The 19,102-nt window shown below is 39.4% G+C and carries 13 protein-coding genes; 7 read left to right on the top strand and 6 right to left on the bottom strand.

The features are described 5' to 3' along the window. Positions 1-50: 50 nt before the first annotated feature. The 4 genes from HDC90_RS22990 to HDC90_RS22975 all read left to right on the top strand — a co-directional run bounded on the left by HDC90_RS22990 (position 51) and on the right by HDC90_RS22975 (position 8,611). On the top strand, positions 51-614 hold the full coding sequence (locus HDC90_RS22990) for a hypothetical protein (RefSeq protein WP_184470645.1): 564 nt from the start codon (positions 51-53) through the stop codon (positions 612-614). 533 nt (positions 615-1,147) lie between these two features. Further along, positions 1,148-4,027, top strand: coding sequence for an RICIN domain-containing protein (locus HDC90_RS22985; RefSeq protein ID WP_184470643.1), 2,880 nt, complete (start codon positions 1,148-1,150; stop codon positions 4,025-4,027). A gap of 106 nt (positions 4,028-4,133) precedes the next feature. Further along, a complete protein-coding gene (locus tag HDC90_RS22980; protein ID WP_184470640.1) occupies positions 4,134-4,409 on the top strand; it encodes an alpha-L-fucosidase in 276 nt (91 codons plus the stop codon). Between the two features lie 53 nt (positions 4,410-4,462). Continuing rightward, positions 4,463-8,611, top strand: a complete 4,149-nt coding sequence (locus HDC90_RS22975) for a hybrid sensor histidine kinase/response regulator transcription factor (protein WP_184470638.1) — start codon at positions 4,463-4,465, stop codon at positions 8,609-8,611. Positions 8,612-8,999: 388 nt separating this feature from the next. Here HDC90_RS22975 and HDC90_RS22970 read toward each other — a convergent pair whose 3' ends face one another. The 6 genes from HDC90_RS22970 to HDC90_RS25805 all read right to left on the bottom strand — a co-directional run bounded on the left by HDC90_RS22970 (position 9,000) and on the right by HDC90_RS25805 (position 15,456). After that, entirely contained in the window at positions 9,000-9,770 is a 771-nt protein-coding gene (locus HDC90_RS22970) for a sensor histidine kinase (RefSeq protein WP_184470636.1), read from the bottom strand. Positions 9,771-9,931: 161 nt separating this feature from the next. Then, positions 9,932-10,765, bottom strand: coding sequence for a glycoside hydrolase family 36 N-terminal domain-containing protein (locus HDC90_RS22965; protein ID WP_184470634.1), 834 nt, complete (start codon positions 10,763-10,765; stop codon positions 9,932-9,934). A 439-nt stretch (positions 10,766-11,204) separates the two neighbouring features. After that, positions 11,205-11,702, bottom strand: a complete 498-nt coding sequence (locus HDC90_RS22960; RefSeq protein ID WP_184470632.1) for an alpha-N-acetylglucosaminidase C-terminal domain-containing protein — start codon at positions 11,700-11,702, stop codon at positions 11,205-11,207. Continuing rightward, a complete protein-coding gene (locus tag HDC90_RS22955) occupies positions 11,692-11,973 on the bottom strand; it encodes a hypothetical protein (RefSeq protein ID WP_184470630.1) in 282 nt (93 codons plus the stop codon). The genes HDC90_RS22960 and HDC90_RS22955 overlap by 11 nt, the downstream gene beginning before the upstream one ends. A 341-nt stretch (positions 11,974-12,314) precedes the next feature. Continuing rightward, positions 12,315-13,367, bottom strand: coding sequence for an IS110 family transposase (locus HDC90_RS22950; protein WP_184470628.1), 1,053 nt, complete (start codon positions 13,365-13,367; stop codon positions 12,315-12,317). 829 nt (positions 13,368-14,196) lie between these two features. Then, entirely contained in the window at positions 14,197-15,456 is a 1,260-nt protein-coding gene (locus HDC90_RS25805; protein ID WP_221451936.1) for a hypothetical protein, read from the bottom strand. 493 nt (positions 15,457-15,949) lie between these two features. On the opposite strand from HDC90_RS25805, the gene HDC90_RS22940 reads away from it, so the two are divergent. From HDC90_RS22940 to HDC90_RS22930, 3 genes are all read left to right on the top strand, one after another. After that, positions 15,950-16,975, top strand: a complete 1,026-nt coding sequence (locus HDC90_RS22940; protein WP_184470626.1) for a type IV toxin-antitoxin system AbiEi family antitoxin — start codon at positions 15,950-15,952, stop codon at positions 16,973-16,975. Next, complete coding sequence (locus tag HDC90_RS22935) at positions 16,965-17,738, top strand: nucleotidyl transferase AbiEii/AbiGii toxin family protein (protein WP_184470625.1); 774 nt, start codon at positions 16,965-16,967, stop codon at positions 17,736-17,738. Before HDC90_RS22940 ends, HDC90_RS22935 begins: the two co-directional genes overlap by 11 nt. A 621-nt stretch (positions 17,739-18,359) precedes the next feature. Next, positions 18,360-19,049, top strand: coding sequence for a hypothetical protein (locus HDC90_RS22930; RefSeq protein ID WP_184470623.1), 690 nt, complete (start codon positions 18,360-18,362; stop codon positions 19,047-19,049). The last annotated feature ends 53 nt before the right edge of the window (positions 19,050-19,102 follow it).

Here is a 19,102-nt window from a genome sequence, read left to right as displayed (position 1 = left end):
AGGGTACAAATTAATTCTAACCAATATATAAACTTAAAAAACAAATTAACATGAAAAAAAGCACATTATTATTTTTTGCGCTACTAACAGGGATGTTAGCCAATGCACAGCAAACTCCACAAACGCTGTATACCGAAAATTTTGAATCAAAGGTTGCCATCCTTGGTGATGGTCAAATGCATACATTTAAACCATCTACAAAGGCAGGAACATGGAGTGGTGGAATAGATCTAAAAACTGCTGACGATGCCAATATAAATTTGCGTCAAGGGTGGGGTGAGCAATTTAATTTGAAAATAGAATCTAAAGGTGCTGCTGTTACCATACCTAATATCAATGTGGCTGGTTTTACAAATTTAAACCTGTCTTATGAATTTGTTGTTGAAGATGCAGGAGATGCTGTAAAACCAAAAATTGAAGCAAGTGTTGATGGCGGTGCTTCTTGGGTAACACTACCTACAGTTGCTAGTGGCGGAGGGTGGTCTAAAGAAGCAAAATTGGTTGCTTTACCTTCGGGAAATTATAAAACAATAAGCCTTAGGATAAATCCTAATACGGTAAGCGCTAATGCCATCATGTTTGATAATTTTATAATTACTGGAAAGAAGCTTTAAGCCTGGCGACTGGATCGAACCAATCATGTGACGATTTAATTATCTTCAAGCCAATTGTCAATGGGATCTTCATTGAAATCAATGATTGTATATATTACTCAAAATCATTTTAGATGGTTAAAAAATAAATAATTGAATTCTTTTTATGGAGCCAGCGTGAACATGCTGCTGGCTCCATTTCATATAAGGTTTATTATTAAAGGTACTGCTCTTGTTTCCCTTAAATGTGATGAAAAAGAATGGACTACGCTCTCAAAGAAAGTAAAACTGAAAATACATAAAGGAGTAGAGAGTATCTATTTCGTGTTTAATGGAGAGGATTTTTTGTTTGATGAATGGAAATTTACGAATTAAATCCGTTACTGGTCTCGTAACCCAGAGCACTTACTTATCGCATACTTTTTTATTGGGAATAATGATAAGGACGAATAAGTTGTAAAGCTTTTTGAGGTTAGATGATACAGAATTGGGTTCTAAAAAGAAGAATAATATTTAAAATGTTTTTGCATGATTAAACCGATAATCATTAAATTATGAAATACAGCATTTATAGTGTAAAAATTCGCTTGCTACATCTAGTTTTGTTATTTAGCTCGGTTTTAGCGAACGCTCAGACTTATACTTGGAAGAATTCGCCTATTGGGGGTGGAGGATTTGTGACAGGAATCATTACCCATCCTGGCTCTGGCGACAGGTACTGTCGCACGGATGTGGGCGGAGCTTACCGCTGGGATGATGCCAACAATAAATGGGTTCAATTGTTGGACTGGCTTAATGAGTCGGAAAATGGATTTATCGGTGTTGAGGCTTTGGCGCTGGATCCGCAGAATGCCAATAACGTTTACATGCTTTGTGGAACGGACTATCTTAGCAATGGAAGAACGGCCATATTGAAATCCACTGACAAAGGAAATAGTTTCAGTTATACGGATGTTACTTCCAAATTCAAGGCACACGGAAATGGATATGGAAGAGGGAACGGAGAGCGTCTTGCTGTTGACCCACATAATAGCAACGTATTATTCTGCGGGACCAGAAAGAATGGACTTTGGAAAAGCACAGATGCCGGCGTTACCTGGAACCAAGCATGGAATGGCGTAACCACCACTATTAATGGGAACGGGATATGTTTTGTCGTTTATGATCCTTTGAGCAATGTGGTAAACGGTGTTACTCAAACCATTTACATTGGTATTTCACGCATCGGCAGCTCGAATATTTATAAGAGTACAGATGGGGGAGTAACATTTACTGATATTTCCCCAAATACAGGCTTTATGCCGCATCGGCTAGCGCTACAGGGTGCTACCATGTATATTACCCTTTCCGTTGAAGAAGGACCACATATTTCAGGAGATTACTCCGGCAACACCCCTGCTAATGATATGGGTAGAGTATACAAACTCAACACAAGTACAGGAATCTGGACAAACGTTACTCCAGCGCATCATCCTACGGCAAAGTATCCTTATGGGGGCGTAAGCATAGATCCTTCCAACGTCAACAGAGTAGTGATTTCCACATCTGGGATGTATTGGAACAAACAGTTCAATACCGACTGGGGAGACTTTATTTTCCTATCTACCGATGCAGGATCGACTTGGACCCTTAAAATTAGCCCTACATCTACTTATAATAATAATGGTATAGGATGGTCAGGGGGACCAATCAACTGGATGGAATGTATTGAGTTTGACCAATCCAATCCTTCAAAAGTGCGGGCAGTAGGGGGCGGTGGCGTATATACCTGTTCAGATATTACAGCCACTAATACTTCATGGAAATACGATGTGATGGGAATTGAAGAGACCGCATTTCTGGATGGGATAAGTATACCAGGAGGATCATTTATTTCCTCTTTTGGAGACATATGTGGCTTTATACATGAGCCGCTGACTTCTTTTCCTTCAGTAAAACTTTCTCCTACAGATGGGAATAACCAGAGCATTGCCTATGCTGCCAGCAACACAAATAAGGTAGTAAGAGCTTCTAATGGAGGAAGTGTTATTTATTATTCTACCAACAAGGGCTCTACATGGACGTCTGCCGCTACTAATATGGGATCAAATGGCAGGGTTGCCATCAGTGCCGATGGAGGCACAATTCTGCACCGCCCAGGAGGTTCCACAACTACCTACTATACGACCAACAACGGTGCAAGTTGGTCCAGTTGTTCAGGTGTATCGTCTTCAGATGCCGTTCCTGTGTCCGACCAGGTAAATTCAAATTATTTCTATATCTTTAATCCATATAGTGGACAAGTACTAATGAGTTCAAATAAAGGAGTTAGTTTTTCAGTAGCGGGCACACCTGGTATCAATACAATTGAACCATGGAAAGCGACAACTTTGATCCGCTCAGTACCGGGTTTGGAAGGACATATTTGGGTGCCTCTTGGTGGTAATGGTTTGAAATATTCTACCGATCATGGAACGACTTGTATTACTCTTTCCAATGTACCTTATTGTACAACGGTTGGGATAGGAAAGAAAATGGTTGGAGCCAGTTATCCCACCATTTTCATCTGGGGTATGGTGTCAGGCGTTACAGGTCTTTTCAGATCATCTAACCAGGGTGCTACATGGATCAGAATGAATGATGATGCCCACCAGTTTGGAGGAGCACCATTGCTAATCGGAGACATGAATGTCGACGGAAGAGTATATATGAGTGCTGGAGGAGGAAGAGGTCTAATTTACTGGGATGTTAAATACTTTATTTTTGCCAATCGGGCAACCGGTTTGATGATGGATGGTATCTATAGATTTAACAATGGGGACAATACAGGGCAATATGGAGACAGTGGCGCCAGTGCACAACAATGGTCAATAGAAACGGTTGGGAACCATGTGATGTTAAAGAATAGGGCTTCAGGATTGTATATTGATGGTATGTACAGAAGTTCCAATGGTTCAGTTGCAGGGCAATATAGTTATAGTGGTAGTGATGCACAATATTGGACAGTCGAAACTACAGGAAGTTATGTTAAGTTTAAGAATAAAGCTACGGGTTTGTATCTCGATGGAATGGGGGTTACTACCAATGGCGCTGATTTATATCAAGGGAGCCAGAGTAGCAATTATAATCAACAATGGTCGATGGATATAGTAGGGATTCAAAATTCAAAAATGAATTTGTCGTCTAAACATAATACTTTAGAGAAATCAAAGTTTTTGATAAGTTTTTATCCAAATCCATTTGTTAGTGATTTTAAGGTTGAAGCTGCAAAATTGGATGAACCAATTCTTGTTAGCATTTTCGATATTATGGGAAAAAAAGTAGAAGTGGCAGAATCCTCTTCCGAATCAGGCGAATTGTTAATGGGGTCTTCATTGAAGCCAGGATTATATATAGTGCTGGTTAAAGGAATAAAATCAAATTTATCAAAATCATTTAAGGTTATTAAAAAATAAATTAATTGAACTCTTTTTATGGAACCAGCGTGAACATGTTGCTGGCTCCATTTCATATAAGGTTTATTATTTAAAATAGTTCTGATACAAGAATCTGAAAGCAATAATGAACAAATACTATTTTTTAATGGGAACGACTGCTTATAAAAATCACCTCAAAAAAAACGGTCACCCATCCGATTCCGGATATAAGGAAGTACTTTATGATTGGAATCTCATAAAGATTGACCTGACTGCGCTTACAAAAAATTATAAAGCTGCTGGTGTCCGTTTTTTGATGATTCAAGAAGTGCATCACGATAACTACGATAAGGATATAATCCACGGTTGCTTTAGAGGATTAATTTGCTTTATTGGTCATCTCAAATCTTTCAATCTATAATTATTATACAGTAACATATGCATCGGTTTTTTGCTTTCATCTTTATATCTATCTTGTGCAATTCTCTTTTTGCGCAGGAAAACACCTATCGGTTTTCCCAGCTGGATATTTCTAACGGCCTATCGGATAATCAGGTAAATGCCATATTTAAAGACTATAAAGGATTTATGTGGTTTGGTACATTGTCTGGCTTAAACCGCTATGATGGACATGAATTCAAGATATTTAAACACAATTCGAAAGACAGTTCAAGCGTACCTAATGGGCATATTGTCGATATATTTGAGGGGCCTGAAAAAGAGTTATGGATTGCTTCCGGAGGTAGTTTCAGTATTTACAATCCCTCGACCGAAAAATTTGAAAGCTTTCAGGATAAACACTTTAAAAAGTATAAAATTCCAAAGGGATACCTCCAAGGGGTAAAAACCAATAGTAGCGGTAAGCTCTATTTCCAGGTCGAAAACCTGGGTATTTTTGGCTATGATCCAAAAACTAATACAACCATCAGGTATAGCCATCAGAAGGACGTATCCAAATCATTATATGCTGATGAGATAAGCGATTTTATTGATGACGAAAAAGGTAATTTATGGGTTATTTACGCCAGCGGTGTTCTTGACAAGTTCAATTTAAAAAAACGCAGGGTAACAAACAGGTACTTTACCGTAAACCAACGGTTTGGTGAGCAGGTAAATTCCTTCAACCTCAATTGCGATTCGGAAGGCAATATTTTTATCTATAGCAAGGGCAATCCTTTCGGTTTATATTACCTAAATGCGGCAAGCGAACAGTTTAGTTATTTTGGAAAAAAACAGGCTCCGTTAGGATTAAGCTCCAATAGCGTAAGTAAGGTAATTGAGGGCAACGATGGCAAAATCTGGATAGGGATCGATCATGGCGGAATTAATATCCTGGACAAACATACCCACCGGTTAACCTATATTCTAAGCAAAGAAGATGATACTAAGGGTTTAATTGACAATAGTGTAGGCACTTTATATAAAGATAACAATGGAATAGTATGGATCGGAACCTATAAAAAAGGGATTTCTTATTACCATAAAAGTATTTATAAATTCCCCTTAAATCAGTATTTAACCAGGAAAAATGCGCTAAACGAGGATGTTAACTCATTTGCAGAGGATAACAAAGGTAACCTGTGGATCGGAACAAACGGAGCAGGCCTGCTGTACTTAAACAGAAGTACAGGCGAAATAAAAAGGTACCGTAATAATCCTGCCAGCAGTAATTCTTTAAGCAGTGATATTGTGATCAGCCTTACTATTGATCATTCAGGTGTTTTATGGATCGGTACCTATTTAGGTGGGCTTGATTCTTTTGACGGGCAGAAGTTTACGAATTTTAAGCATACCGCTGATCCCTCGAGTATTTCAGATAACCGGATTTATGCTTTGCTGGAAGATTCTTCCAACAGGCTCTGGGCAGGCACCTTAAACGGTGGGCTGAATTTACTTGAACGCAGTACCGGAAAATTTAAACACTTTAACCCCTCGGTTAAAAATACATTAAATGCTTATGTGGTTACCTGTTTGTATGAAGATAGAAACAAAAATATCTTAATCGGCACCACGGCAGGGGTGAATATCCTGGATGCAAAAACTGCTAAGTTTAGATATTTGAAAAACAATAGCAGGGATACCAATTCCCTGATACAGGGAATCGTAAATTCAATCGCTAATGATAGCAGGGGGTGGATCTGGATAGGTACAAGAGAAGGGATAAGCATATACAATCCTGCAAACAGAAAGTTCACTAATTTAAGCGAAGAGATTGGCCTGCCTGAAAATACTGTACTTTCACTTATCGAAGATGAAGATCACAATATCTGGTACAGTTCCCTTAAAGGGCTTTATAAAATTTCTGTAATTGCTCAGGGAGAAGGCTATAAGTTTAGGTACGTTAAATACAACAAATCAGACGGGTTGCAGAATACGCAGTTCAACATCAATACAGTATTGAAAACTAAGACTGGCGAACTGGTTTTTGGAGGGCCGAACGGCTTCAATATTTTCAGAGCGGGGCAGATTAAGAACAACCAGTTTCCCTCAGCACTGGTAATGACCGATCTGGAGGTCTTTTACCATAAGGTAAGCGTTGGTGAAAGTATAAACGGGAACATCATTCTGCCCGAAACCATAACAGAACTGAAGAATTTAACCCTCACCTATAAAGAGAATGTTTTTTCGGTCCAGTTTGCACTGCTCAATTATTTCAATCCTCAAAAGGTAATCTATAAATATAATCTGGAACGATTCGATAAACGCTGGCTTACGGTTCCTTCAGAAAGCCGTAAAGCTACTTTTACGAATCTCAACCCCGGAGAATACGTACTCCGTGTAAAAGCCTTTAACGAAAACAACTCTGCACTCTTGGCCGAGTCACAATTGAAAATTACTATCCGGCCTCCTTTCTGGCGTACAACCTGGGCCTATATCCTGTATGTTTTGGCCATTGCTTGCCTATTGCTGTTTATCAGGAGCAGGGGGATCAATAAATTAAGAAGGGAGTTTGCTTTGGTACAGGAAAGGATCCAGGTTCAGCAATTACGTGAGCAGGACCGCAAAGAGGCAGAAAGGTTGCGAGAATTAGACCTGCTAAAAATTAAATTTTTAACCAACCTCAGCCATGAATTCAGGACACCTATTTCCCTGATCCTGGTCCCTGTGGATAAACTTTTGATCGAATCTAAGGAAAATGGACGGTATGGACAATTGGCCATGATCAAAAGAAATGCACGGCGGTTATTGAATCTGGTAAATCAACTGCTCGATTTCCGTAAAATGGAAGAGCATGAGCTTAAACTGAACAGGAGTGATGGCGAAATCGTTTCTTTTATTAAAGAGGCAACAGATTCTTTTTACGATCTGGCAGAACGGAAACAGATCAAACTTACTTTCAAAAGCACCATAGAAAATTTACATGTTTCATACGATCAGGATAAGATAGAGCGAATATTATTCAATTTACTTTCAAATGCATTTAAATTTACACCATCAGGAGGAACAGTAGGTGTTGAACTACAAAAACTGGATGACCAGCCAGGGGATGACAGGGTTTCGTTGGAGTTAAAGGTGATCGATTCGGGGATAGGTATTCCAAAAGACAGATTGGAAAAGATCTTTGAACGCTTTTTTCAGCATGAAACATCCTCTTCTATCCTTAACCAGGGATCAGGAATCGGACTTTCCATCACCAAAGAATTTGTGAAAATGCATGGTGGAGAAATAAAGGTGGAAAGTGAACCTGATTTTGGAAGCATCTTCACCGTATCTCTAAGTCTGATCTCTGTTGGTCTCACAGCACAAGGGCAAAATGATCCCCAAAATATCAATCTCCCAAATCCAGAACGTAAAAAAGACAGAGAAAAAGAATCTTCCGACAAGCGCATCCGCATAAAAAATGCACCGGTTATTCTGTTGGTTGAGGATAATGAGGATTTCAGGTTTTACCTTAAAGATAACTTGAGTCTTTTTTACAATATACTAGAGGCCTCTAATGGTAAAGAAGGCTGGCAAAAAGCCCTCGCGCTACACCCACATTTGATTGTTTCCGATATTAGTATGCCTAAAATGGACGGCAATGAACTGTGTGGGAAATTAAAATCAGATGAAAGGACAAAGCATATACCGATTATTCTTTTAACGGCTTTGACTGGTGAAGAAGAGCAACTAAAGGGATTGGAAATAGGAGCGAACGATTATATGACCAAACCATTTAATTTCGAGATTTTACATTCCAAAATCAAGAACCTGCTCACGCTGAATCAAACCTTTAAAAAAACTTATTCCAGACAGGTGAGCATGGCATCTCCGGAAATGGAGATCGAATCGGATGATGTGAAATTCCTGAATACCGCATTGCTTTACATTGAAGACAATCTTAATAAGCCTCAATTATCTGTGGAAGATCTGAGCAAACATATGGTGATCAGCAGGGTGTCGTTGTACAGAAGGTGCTTGCAGGTTACTGGTAAAACCCCTATAGATTTTATCAGGTCTGTCAAGCTCGAGAAAGCGGCGGTTTTATTGGAAAAAAGCAGTAAAACCATTTCTGAAATCTGTTATATGGTCGGTTTTAGCACCCCTAACTATTTTGCAAAGGCATTTAGGGAAAAATACCAGGTACTTCCTTCTGAATATAGAGCGAAAAAAAGGAATTCGGCTAATGACAGTTCTTTGTAAGCTTGTTGTTTTTCTGGTTAACACAGTAATTTTTTGGGCAATCACATTCCTCTTTTCATCGTGTGCTTTTTCCAGTAGCAATTTCTGCACATTTTTTTTTCAATGGTGATTCTCACGCAAATTGAGTGAGATACCTTGAGGATTTGTGTTTCTTTTCTTCAAAAAGAAGAGTAAACTGAAATTTCTTTTCATAAAAGGAATCTTAAAAAGCGAATAAAGTTAAGATCCTATAAAAAGGAAACCCTTACCGGAAGTGGTCTGGATTTAGATCATCTTAGGGCAGAATTCGAACAGAAAAAATTCTCTTAAAGGGTTTTGCCGACCATCCCTAAGCCTCTTATAAAGATCATATTTACAAACCTGCCGATTTGTTTTGGGGAGGGTATGACTACAGTGACATTAATGGGATAGATACAATTATTTCAGTGCCTTTGGTATTTGAATTTATCTTAATTTCACCATTTAGATATTCAACACGGCGGCGAATGGACTGTAAACCTATGGTTGATTTTCCCTTGTCAGCTTTCTTTTCATCTAAACCTATTCCATCATCATTGATTGTTAATAATAAGTTCTCATCTTCTTCATAAATCAGAATACCCACATTTTTAGCTTTGGCATGTTTGATAATATTGGTGATGGCCTCTTGAATAATGCGGAGTAATGCTATTCGTGTGTCCATGTCGACACCTGATAATGCGCTATTGTCTATGTGAATTTCCTTGTTGTATCTGCTATCAGGTAGAGAGTTATCTGTCAGTAATATAATTTGTTTTTCAAACGACTGTTCTAGTTGCTCATCAGCGGCACTGAACCATTCATGGCTTTTGTTCCGCGCTGCTTTATAAGCATTTTCCGTTTCCTTTTGGAGCATATCCAATTTTTTCTTCAGGTCAACATCACTGGTATCCATCATTAGTGTTTCTAATTGATATCTGATGGCAGCAATGGATGATGAAAGGCCATCGTGAAGGTCTTGTCCAAGTCGTTGTTGCTCTTCCTTTACCGCCTGGTGTTTTGCCTCTTCCATGGCCATGATTTGCATAGTGGCCATGTCGTTGAGCGCTTCTATCTGAGCTTTCGCTTTTCTGTCGCGACGGAGCATCATTAGATAGATGGTCAGTACAATCACCACTGAGGAAAATGAAATGATCAGCAACCATAGGGCTCGTTGTGCATTTTTTTCGCTTAATAACTTATTTTGGTCCTGTACAGTATTTTATGCCACATAGTCATTGATAAACTTTTTTCATTTATCCCATTCTGCTGTCATCGACTTATCCAGCTCAAAATAAACTTTGATGATTTCGTCTTTATCCCCTAGTTATAATTCGACGAAAAATTATTAATTCCGGCAGTTACCCGAAGATAGTACTCGTCAAAAGTTTCAAAATCTAATTTAAAGTTTCCTGTCCACGCTAAGGAGCCTGCAATTACATCACCCGTATCCTCAGTGGCAGGCTGATCTATCGAAACCATGAAAGAAGAAGAATGAAGCAAATTTGTTCTGGTTCCAAGTTTCGAATCGATGGTTTTTATGCCATGCAGCAATTGTTGCTCTTCCGATCTCATTTCGCGTGTAGCACCACTATATTGGTTTTTAAGGAAGAATTTTTTTCCACTCAGGGTAAGATTTGCAGAGGCATATTTATTTAACACCACGCTGCCTTTCTCTTTATGCTCAATTTCTGCCCATTGCTCAATTACGTTTTCATTAAAATAGGCGAGGTACTTTAGTGTAACCTGAAAATTGTATTTTAAATCTTTGAGCATTATACTGGTTAATTTTCTGTTCTGATCCAGCTGTTCGGTTTTTACATCCGAAAATGTTAGTACCGTCGATTTGTTTCCGTCGGCATGGGTTACAGTTAATGCAGGTTCTAATAAGTTAAGCGAACCAGAAGCAATATGAGCTTCACGTTTATTTAAAAGATCATCAGAGCCGGGTTTGTATTTATCTAATGCTTGTATGCTTGGGTATTCGTTCACATTGTCTAGTTTTTTGCCAAGGTAAGTCGATAATAAAGTGTTATCACGATCTGTTTCTAAGATCAGTACATTGCTTTTTGTAGCAATTTCTATGGTTTTCTGCGCAAAGCTATTTAGACCTATTGCCATTGAGAGTAAAAAAAAAAGTGTGTTTTTTCTTTTCATTATTTATTTGGTTAAAAAGTTTGGATAGTATTATCAACCATAAGCTAATATTGCAAATTAGATTTTTCTGAAGCTTATGAATGTGCCATTTATACCAGATTATTATCTTTTTTTAACAAGAATTAATGCAATTGCATAAGATTATCGTGATAAACCCTTGCATTTCTAAATCATATTGTAAAATAAACAAAGCATTATTATTGTCGAGGGGTCAGTGTTGTTTTTAAAAAATTAGCGTAATTTTATAATCATAAAAAAATAATACAATTGAATATATTGGTATTGGAAGGGGTGAACTTTACATTATATTTCCCCCATTGTAAGGACGACTAATATTCAAAGTTAAAAACGAATAAAAAAAAACTGCAATCATACGATTTGCAGGTTTTTGAAACCATTTTTGGCAGTTTTAACCCACTAAAATATTTAAGACTGTATTTTAATAGAAATAAGGGCTGTATTTAAGCATCAGTAACCGGCTTTTCTGAAAACTATCGCCAACAGGTGCACTGTTAAAAATCTTGTGCTCATCTACCCATTGGTCTTCAAATTTGTATGTTTTCTGTTTAAAGGCCTTTTCATCGAATTTAGTTCCTTCTTTAACGCTTAGTAAAACATCATTCAAAAACATTTCCCATCTTTTTTTGTAGAAATCGCCGGTTAAGCCTGCCCAGCTGCGGTTGCCATAATCGTTTAACGAACGCTGTTTGCCCCCCCAAACTGTAATCAGCATTTTAGCATCCTTTTCATAATAATCCTTTTCCCGGGCGTTTTTACCTAATTTTCTGGCATCAGCTATCCATTTCCCCAAAAGCATGCTCGGTTGTGTAGCCAACAGTTCGTCCAGGTCGTCAATCAGGCTTAACATCTCTGCTTTCTTTTTAGTCATTTCAACAATATCCTTTTTCTCGTAAGCAGCTGCGAAATCATCTCTCAACGTGATGAAATAATTGCCCAATAGCCATGGAGTCAAAAAGCAGCATCCTTTGGAAATCTGTATTTGTATGTAAAATGCAGATATATTTTCCAACGATGTTTATACTTACCACATCATCGGTGTATATAGATTTTTTTATTGCTATATCCTGGGCATATTCTTCTCCAAAATGATCGATATTTTTAGAAATCTTATCTGGATCTTGAGTATAGCTCAGAAAGCTGTGATTGTTGCCGGTATCTATATATAATACAATCGTGTCCTGACTCATAAAGGTTTGTTTCTTAAACTTAATAAACCGGTTGCTTAAAAACAAATAGTTTGCATGTTTTGGAGGCAATTATTATTGATCCGCAAACTTTCTCAGGTTACCGGATCGACCACTTTCCGGACTGAACATATGAGGAAGTCTTTGTCGTAAGCTGTAACGCGATGGTTTACTTATTTATCGGCATAGTAGAAAAAATTCAACTCTACGCCGAGCGTTAACGTTTTGGCCAAGATTAAATCTAGTTCAGATAGATATCTGCAGTTTTATTTTACAGCTTGGGCTGGCTATAAACTTAATAGTCCTTTGGATGAATACCAGATCTGTTGATTGATCTTGGCTCGTCAAGTCGGCCAGTGAAGATCGGTAACAGGTTTGTATTCATACTTTTTCTCATACAATCTATTGTTTTTTACGCAGGAATACACCCTTGCAGCGATTTTTAACCGGATTACATTGAGTACTGACATTTTGTGTTTTCCTTCTATATCCATTTTACGGTGATAGTAAGCTTTAATATCTGGGATAAACCTTCTGGCCAGAACAGCTGAGGTATGTAAAAGCGCTTTCATTTTTTTATTGGCAATTTTTGATATCCTGGTTTTCTTACGGACGGTGGTCCCCGATTTATAAGGGAAGGGGGCTATTCCGGCATAGGATGCAAACTGTTTAATGGTCCTTACGTTTTTAAATTCGTTGGTACATATGAGGATTTCCAATGCAACTACGGGTCCGACGCAGGGCACGGATTGCATTAAGGTCATCAGGCGGTTTGTTTCTTCATCCGCTTTCCATGTCGCCTCAATTGAATCTTCTACGTCTTTTATGTCCAGTTTAAGTGCATCAATACTCCTGGAGCAAAGTCTGTTGCTCTGTTCGATCAGGCCTTTCTTCACAAAACCTGTGTTCTCTTTTAAGAGGACTCTCATAGCGATATGAAGGGACTGTAACCGCTTTCTCAAAGCAGACAGGCCGGCCAGTTGTTCGATGATTGGCCGCCTTGGTATCCTTAATCTTAATATATCCCTGGATTTGTAGAGGTAGAGGGCGATTCTTTCAGCATCTTTTTTATCAGTTTTGCCCCTGATTAAACCCGAAGAATTTTTAATGCGGAGAGGCGGGTCGACGACAGTATCGATTTTAAGCGTTTTCAGCTTGTTGATCACATGATTGCCATATATTCCTGTATTTTCCATTCCAACTACTGCATTCCTGGTGGTAAACTTCAAAGAAGCTTTCAGATGTAGCATATGATCCCTGATCGATTTTGGTTCATTGGGGATGGTATTGTGGACCAAAATAGATCCCTGAACCATGACGGCGATATCCAGGGTTTCTTTTGATATGTCGATCCCGATGAAATAGACATATCTTTTTGTCTTATTCAATGCATCCATAGGTGACGGTTTTATTTCCCATCTTGGACGGTCAGGCGTTTTCTACAATATAGGTCTTACCTTTAGCAATAGCTTTGACTCACCTAACCGTTCTTTTAATTTGTGCTGACCATTAACTTATCAGGCCTTTTGCTCACGCTTTGGTCTTTCCTAGATTAGCATTTAAGTCTTCTCCCGATAATCATGATAATTCAATTAAATTTTGATGGGACATTATTTCAAATCCGGTTTATTTGATATAAGCAGTTTTTCGGTCGCTTTTAAACAAATTTAGTCATCAAAGGTGATTTAATCAATTTAGCTTTTTAAATATCACCTGTTCAGGCTGGGGAGCACCAGGTGAATCTGGTGCAGTATTTCGATGAGGCAGGTCAGGACTGGATGATCGTTAGAGGAAAGTTGGAGCTGATGACTCTGGCTGAATTAGTTTTTTGTTTGTATCAGTAAAATGGGGTACCGTTTGGTTGGTATTAAGAAGGGGGCTTAGGTTGTTTTGGCTGTCCCCTGTAGGCCGGGCCATCTGCTGTATCTTTTATTCTGGAACGATGCCTGCTCTGTCCTTGAAAGGACAGTACTATACATGATAGGGATATCAATTAGTTTCTTTTTGGCCTAAGCTTCTTCCATTTCGGAACTATTTTTCATTTTCGCGCTGTAAACCTATAGGGTCTGCACTTTTTATCTAAACTAGCACTTTCAGGATTGAGTCGCTTTTTTATAATCTTCACTGCATATCTCAGAGAAAATGGGGGAAAACCATAAGTTCTTAATTTTTTAAGCGATGTGAATACAAAACCCGCAAGTATTATAGTTTTGCGGGTTTTAGCTGTTACCAAAACAAAGGCTTAGGTTCAGTTTTCCAAAAAATTATCCTGAATTCCTCTGAATGGTTGCCGTCTCCCATAGTATGGCTGTCCTGGCCCATGCCCAGGTGAAGCTTATGGAGCATTCCGGAGTGGGAGCCCACCCAAAGGGTCTGCTCGTCGTTGGAAATGGCCATGCTGCTGATGCTAGAGCCTAAATGGTGCTTCCATAGGGGGTTTCCATCTTTGTCAATTGCCCTGATATAGCCATACGCGTCTCCAAGGATATAATATGTCGAGGCTGCTAATCCCGAATAAACGCGCATCTGGTCATTCAGGAGCGTGAAATTCCCGTTTTCTTCATAAGCAGGTATAGCGATGCCGTTCAGTTTTTCTGTATCTAAACCGATGCTGATCCCATTGTAGAAATGGCAGGAATTGGTCAGCAGTTGGCTGCCGTCTTTGGAGAACAGGCAGTAGTGTGGGTAGGAGGATTGTGGTCCGATTGTCCCAATCTGCTTGCCTTCGGGATCGAGAATACGGTGATCGCTGTACTGATCGGCTGCTATGATGAGCTGGTTGTCGTCAGATATGGTGGTATTTTCCATATCAATGTTTGGGCTCCATTCCTCATCATCCTCATCTGCTACCGGATGGATCATCTGTTCTCCTTTGTGGGACAGGATGAAAATGCCTTCAGCGGTTGTCAGCAGGATTTTTTTGCCGTCGTTGAAGGGGATCATTTCGGTAATGCCGTGACCTGAATCTTCGCTGAGCGTAAATTCTGCGATTATCTCGCCCTGCCAGCCTTGGGTTGCGGTAATTTTGTTCTTTACCGCAATGGCAAATACCGCTCCGATTTTGGATTTGCCGATGGCGCGGATATTTTCATCTAGCTTCAGGAGGGTGGTGCCGTTTAGCAAAAAGGTCTGTCGCCGTTCATAAGGGGATCCGATGAGGAATACGGCCTTTTGCCCTTCGATGAACTGGAGTTGGCAGATGCTTTGTGAATTGTTGTTCATCAGGCCGGTCAGCGGTGCATGTGCTGGTGGGAAATCCTGCCTGAATTTTTGAGTTTCTCCCTTTTCATTGGCTTCTTTTAGCAAGGCCAGTACCGCCTGGGCAAGGTGTTCGCGTTCATCGCTCGGATCTTTGCCTTTCCAGTTGTCCCAACCGTGTTCATCTGCAAAGCGGACCATTTCGTTTACGGCACTGGCATATTCGGCGCCTTTTGTTTGCCATTCCTGCTGAATGTTGCTGTTTTTTTTCTTGAAGAGACTAAACACAGTATCGTTTTTTTGTTTTTCTAATATAGAAATTACGTGTCAATATGAGGTGTTTTTATTGACGGTTGCGGAGCTGGTCGAAGTACTTAAAATATGTATATCTCCAAAGATTTTAGAAAATTGTCCTATATTTGTGCCTAATAAATTTGGCACAGAAATCCTAATAACAACTGTACCGGGATGTTGTATCTCCAGAAATTTCGGAAGGGTTGGATGAGATATGCCAGCCTTTAGTGACTTCTTTTATAAAGCCATTATTCAATAGAATTTCCCGTTGGAAACGGCTTGGGATTTCTTCTGTATCGATTCCTTCTGAGCCTTCTTCCTGAAGTTTTTTAGTGTTAGTAATGCTTCTGCAAATTTTTTCTTAAGTAAGACCTGATGCATTAACATTAATAAACATTTTACTTTTGTGAACAAGTTCATTTTCCCGCTTTGAAATGATAAAATCGTTCATTATTTTTGATTGTTCATGAATCATGAACATATTGATATGAGTGAACAACGAATACTGTATGCAGGACTGGAAAGGCTAAGCGAATTGACTGGCCTCGATTATGATGTGCTTAAAACTGAAGTGCTTATAGAAGAGCGTATTGTTGATGCACTGGTTTCTATCGGGGCTGGGAGGCAAAAGAGTCTCTTTAATGTGGAGGTACGGCATGAACTGCGTAGCAGCCAGCTTCCGGCGATTTTGCATGCTCTTGATTTGGTGAATGGTTATGCGCCGCTCATTATAAGCCAGTATATTCCCAAGCCCTTAAAACAGGAGCTCAAAGAACAACGGATAAATTACCTGGAAGTGGCGGGAAATGCTTCTATCAATACCGGGGATTTATTCGTTTACATCAACGACCAGGCTGTAACCGAGACGAGACTGCCAGCGGAGGGGAAGTTATGGAACCCTACCGGTCTGAAATTTATATTTGCCATTCTCCAGTTTCCTGGTCTGATCAATGAGCCTTACCGCCGGATTGCCAGTCATGCCGGCATAGCGCTTGGTACAGTGGGAGCGCTGATTACGGAACTGGAGAATGAAGGTTATTTAAAATCAGCTGGTGCAGGATCAGCAAGGCCTTTTAAATTTTTGGAACAGCGGGACCGCCTATTGCAGAAATGGTGTGAACTGTTCAGTACGAACCTTCGTCCAAAACTTCTTAAGGGGACTTACAGGTTTATCGATCAGGCTAACTACCAAAATTGGAGAAGTATAGAGCAAAAGGACTTTTTATGGGGAGGGGAAAATGCCGGGGCATTGTTGACCGATTATCTTTCGCCTGAAAGGTTTACTATTTATACCGAACTCAGTGTCTCAAAACTGATGAAGGAACTTAAGCTGGTTCCTGATAGGGACGGCAAGATCGAGATATTGGAACAGTTCTGGGAAAATGAATATGAGCCGGCCGAAATTGTTCGAACGGTTCCTTTTCTATTGGCTTACGCTGAATTAATTACTAGCTTTGATAGCCGTTGCCAGGAGACGGCCGAACGCATCAAAGTAAGGTATCTTGACAAATAATCCATTGCACCAGCCAGCGCTTATTTCCATGTTAAAGGACATGGAGGCTATTCTCGCCTCATTTGAAGTAGATTTTTATATTGTGGGTGCGATAGCGCGCGACTTCCATCTTTCAGCAAAGGACGGAACCGACTCGATAAGAAAAACAGATGATGTTGATCTGGCGATCATGTTGGATGATGCAGGCCAGTTCAACATGATCAAAGATACTTTGCTTGCTTCTGGAAATTTTACCGCTGATGCCACTGAGCACATCAAACTGTATTATAAAGGTGCTTTGGAAGTGGACCTGATTCCTTTTGGAAAGATCGAATCTGCAAATGGCTATGTTTATCTCCAGCCACCCAATATATTTACCCTGAATATGCCCGGCTTTAAGGAAATCTATCCTTTTGTTGAGGAAGTGAGCTTCGGGGAAGGCCTTTCGGTAAAAGTATGTTCAGTTGAAGGCATCGTGATCCTCAAGCTCATTGCCTATAACGACCGTCCTTCACGTACAAAGGATATCAGCGATATAGAACACATTATCGGGGTTTATTTTGAGCTTAGCGATGAGGATATCTATGATGACCATTTTGATGTAATGGAACTATACCCGGTCGAAAGGGGAGATTACCTGCAACTGGTTTCTGCTAGGGTAATTGGGAGGAAAATGCAGGTCATTTTAAAGGAATCGGATGAACTCCGCACCTTGATTACATCCATTCTAAAAAAGCGTTATGAAGATTGGGCCGTAGCAATACTGGCTGGAATGGGCGATTAAAATGAGTATAGGTTCAACGCTGGGCAAGCTAGTTCATTATCACTGAAAAGTTGAAGCCAACTCGGTCATTCCCATCTAAAATGGCCACTCATTTCGCTCCAGAATGTGGACTGATTACCGCTTAAAGTGTGTATTCGGCTGATTTATAACGTTTTTAAACTTGTTTTATCGTGTTTATAGGGTCTTCTGCCAACAGGACAGTAAAACGTACTGCAGATGTGTGGATACTTTATTAACGGGGGTACGACATAGAAATGGTGATTTTGTTTAAGGTTTTAATAATATCTCTTTGTTGTTTGGGCAAATGGCGGGCTATCCGCTCATAAGCCTGCAGGCCTTATTCAATGGCAGGAGATTTGAAACGAATTGCAAATTTGAAGATTTCGAAATAACTAGCTTATCACATCACCGCGTTTCATCGGGTTATATCTCAAGAAACTAACAGTCAATTCATTCAACAGAGTGCAAATCATTATAAGCAAGACTATTCTTTAACCATAACCGCAGTAATCAACAAGATGAAATGGTATTATTGCAGAATAATAACTGATATATGGCATCTGCTCAATGAGGCCAAACGAAATAGATAGCTTTAAGTTCTTTTGTTTAAAACTTAGAAACATGAAACAGAAAAAACTTTTAAGCCTTGGAATAACTTTGTTGCTTGGGCTTTCGCAACTCTTTGCTCAAAAACAGTATGCCACATCACCGCTCAAGACAGCTGACTGGTTTGAAACAGATATTCGAATCAGTAATTTAACTCATACCTCCGACTATCGCTTTGATGTGAGGTATGAAGTCTCAAGTAAAGCACAAAATGGCGAGTTAGCTTTTAAAGTCTCTATTGAACGGATGAGATTGAAATATGTTGATGCAAACAAGAATTGGTTTGGCTATGATTCCTACTATCCTCCCTATGTTGAAAACAGAAAAAAAAATCTAACTAAACAGATTTATGAAATAACAGCAGATGGTCAGGGGAAAATATCAAAATTGAAGCTATTATCAACTGCTACAAAAGTCAGCTTCTCAGTAATTGATGTTAAAGCACAATCTGCGGCACTAAGAACAGAATTTACAGCCGATAGGTTTTTTCCAGCGGATCATTTAAAACAAATTTCTGAAACAATAATAAATGCTCTAATTGCTGGCAAGCCCCAAGTTAAAACAGTAGACCTATCAAACTCTGCTGGTGAGAAAAATATAGCTAATTCAGTTTTAAAATCGGCCTCTTTTAAATTACTAAGAAACGCAGTCATAAAAGGAAACATTGGGCATTTCGGCAAAAATGGCCAGCCGTTCCGCATTTAAACTGTCACCCCATTTCGCTTTAAAGTGACCACCTGTTTCGGGGCAAACTGGCC

Origin of the sequence: Pedobacter sp. AK013, from assembly GCF_014205835.1 — a bacterium.
GTDB lineage: Bacteria > Bacteroidota > Bacteroidia > Sphingobacteriales > Sphingobacteriaceae > Pedobacter.
Note: the sequence above shows the minus strand (reverse complement) of the source record. Positions and strands in the feature narration are given on the sequence as shown.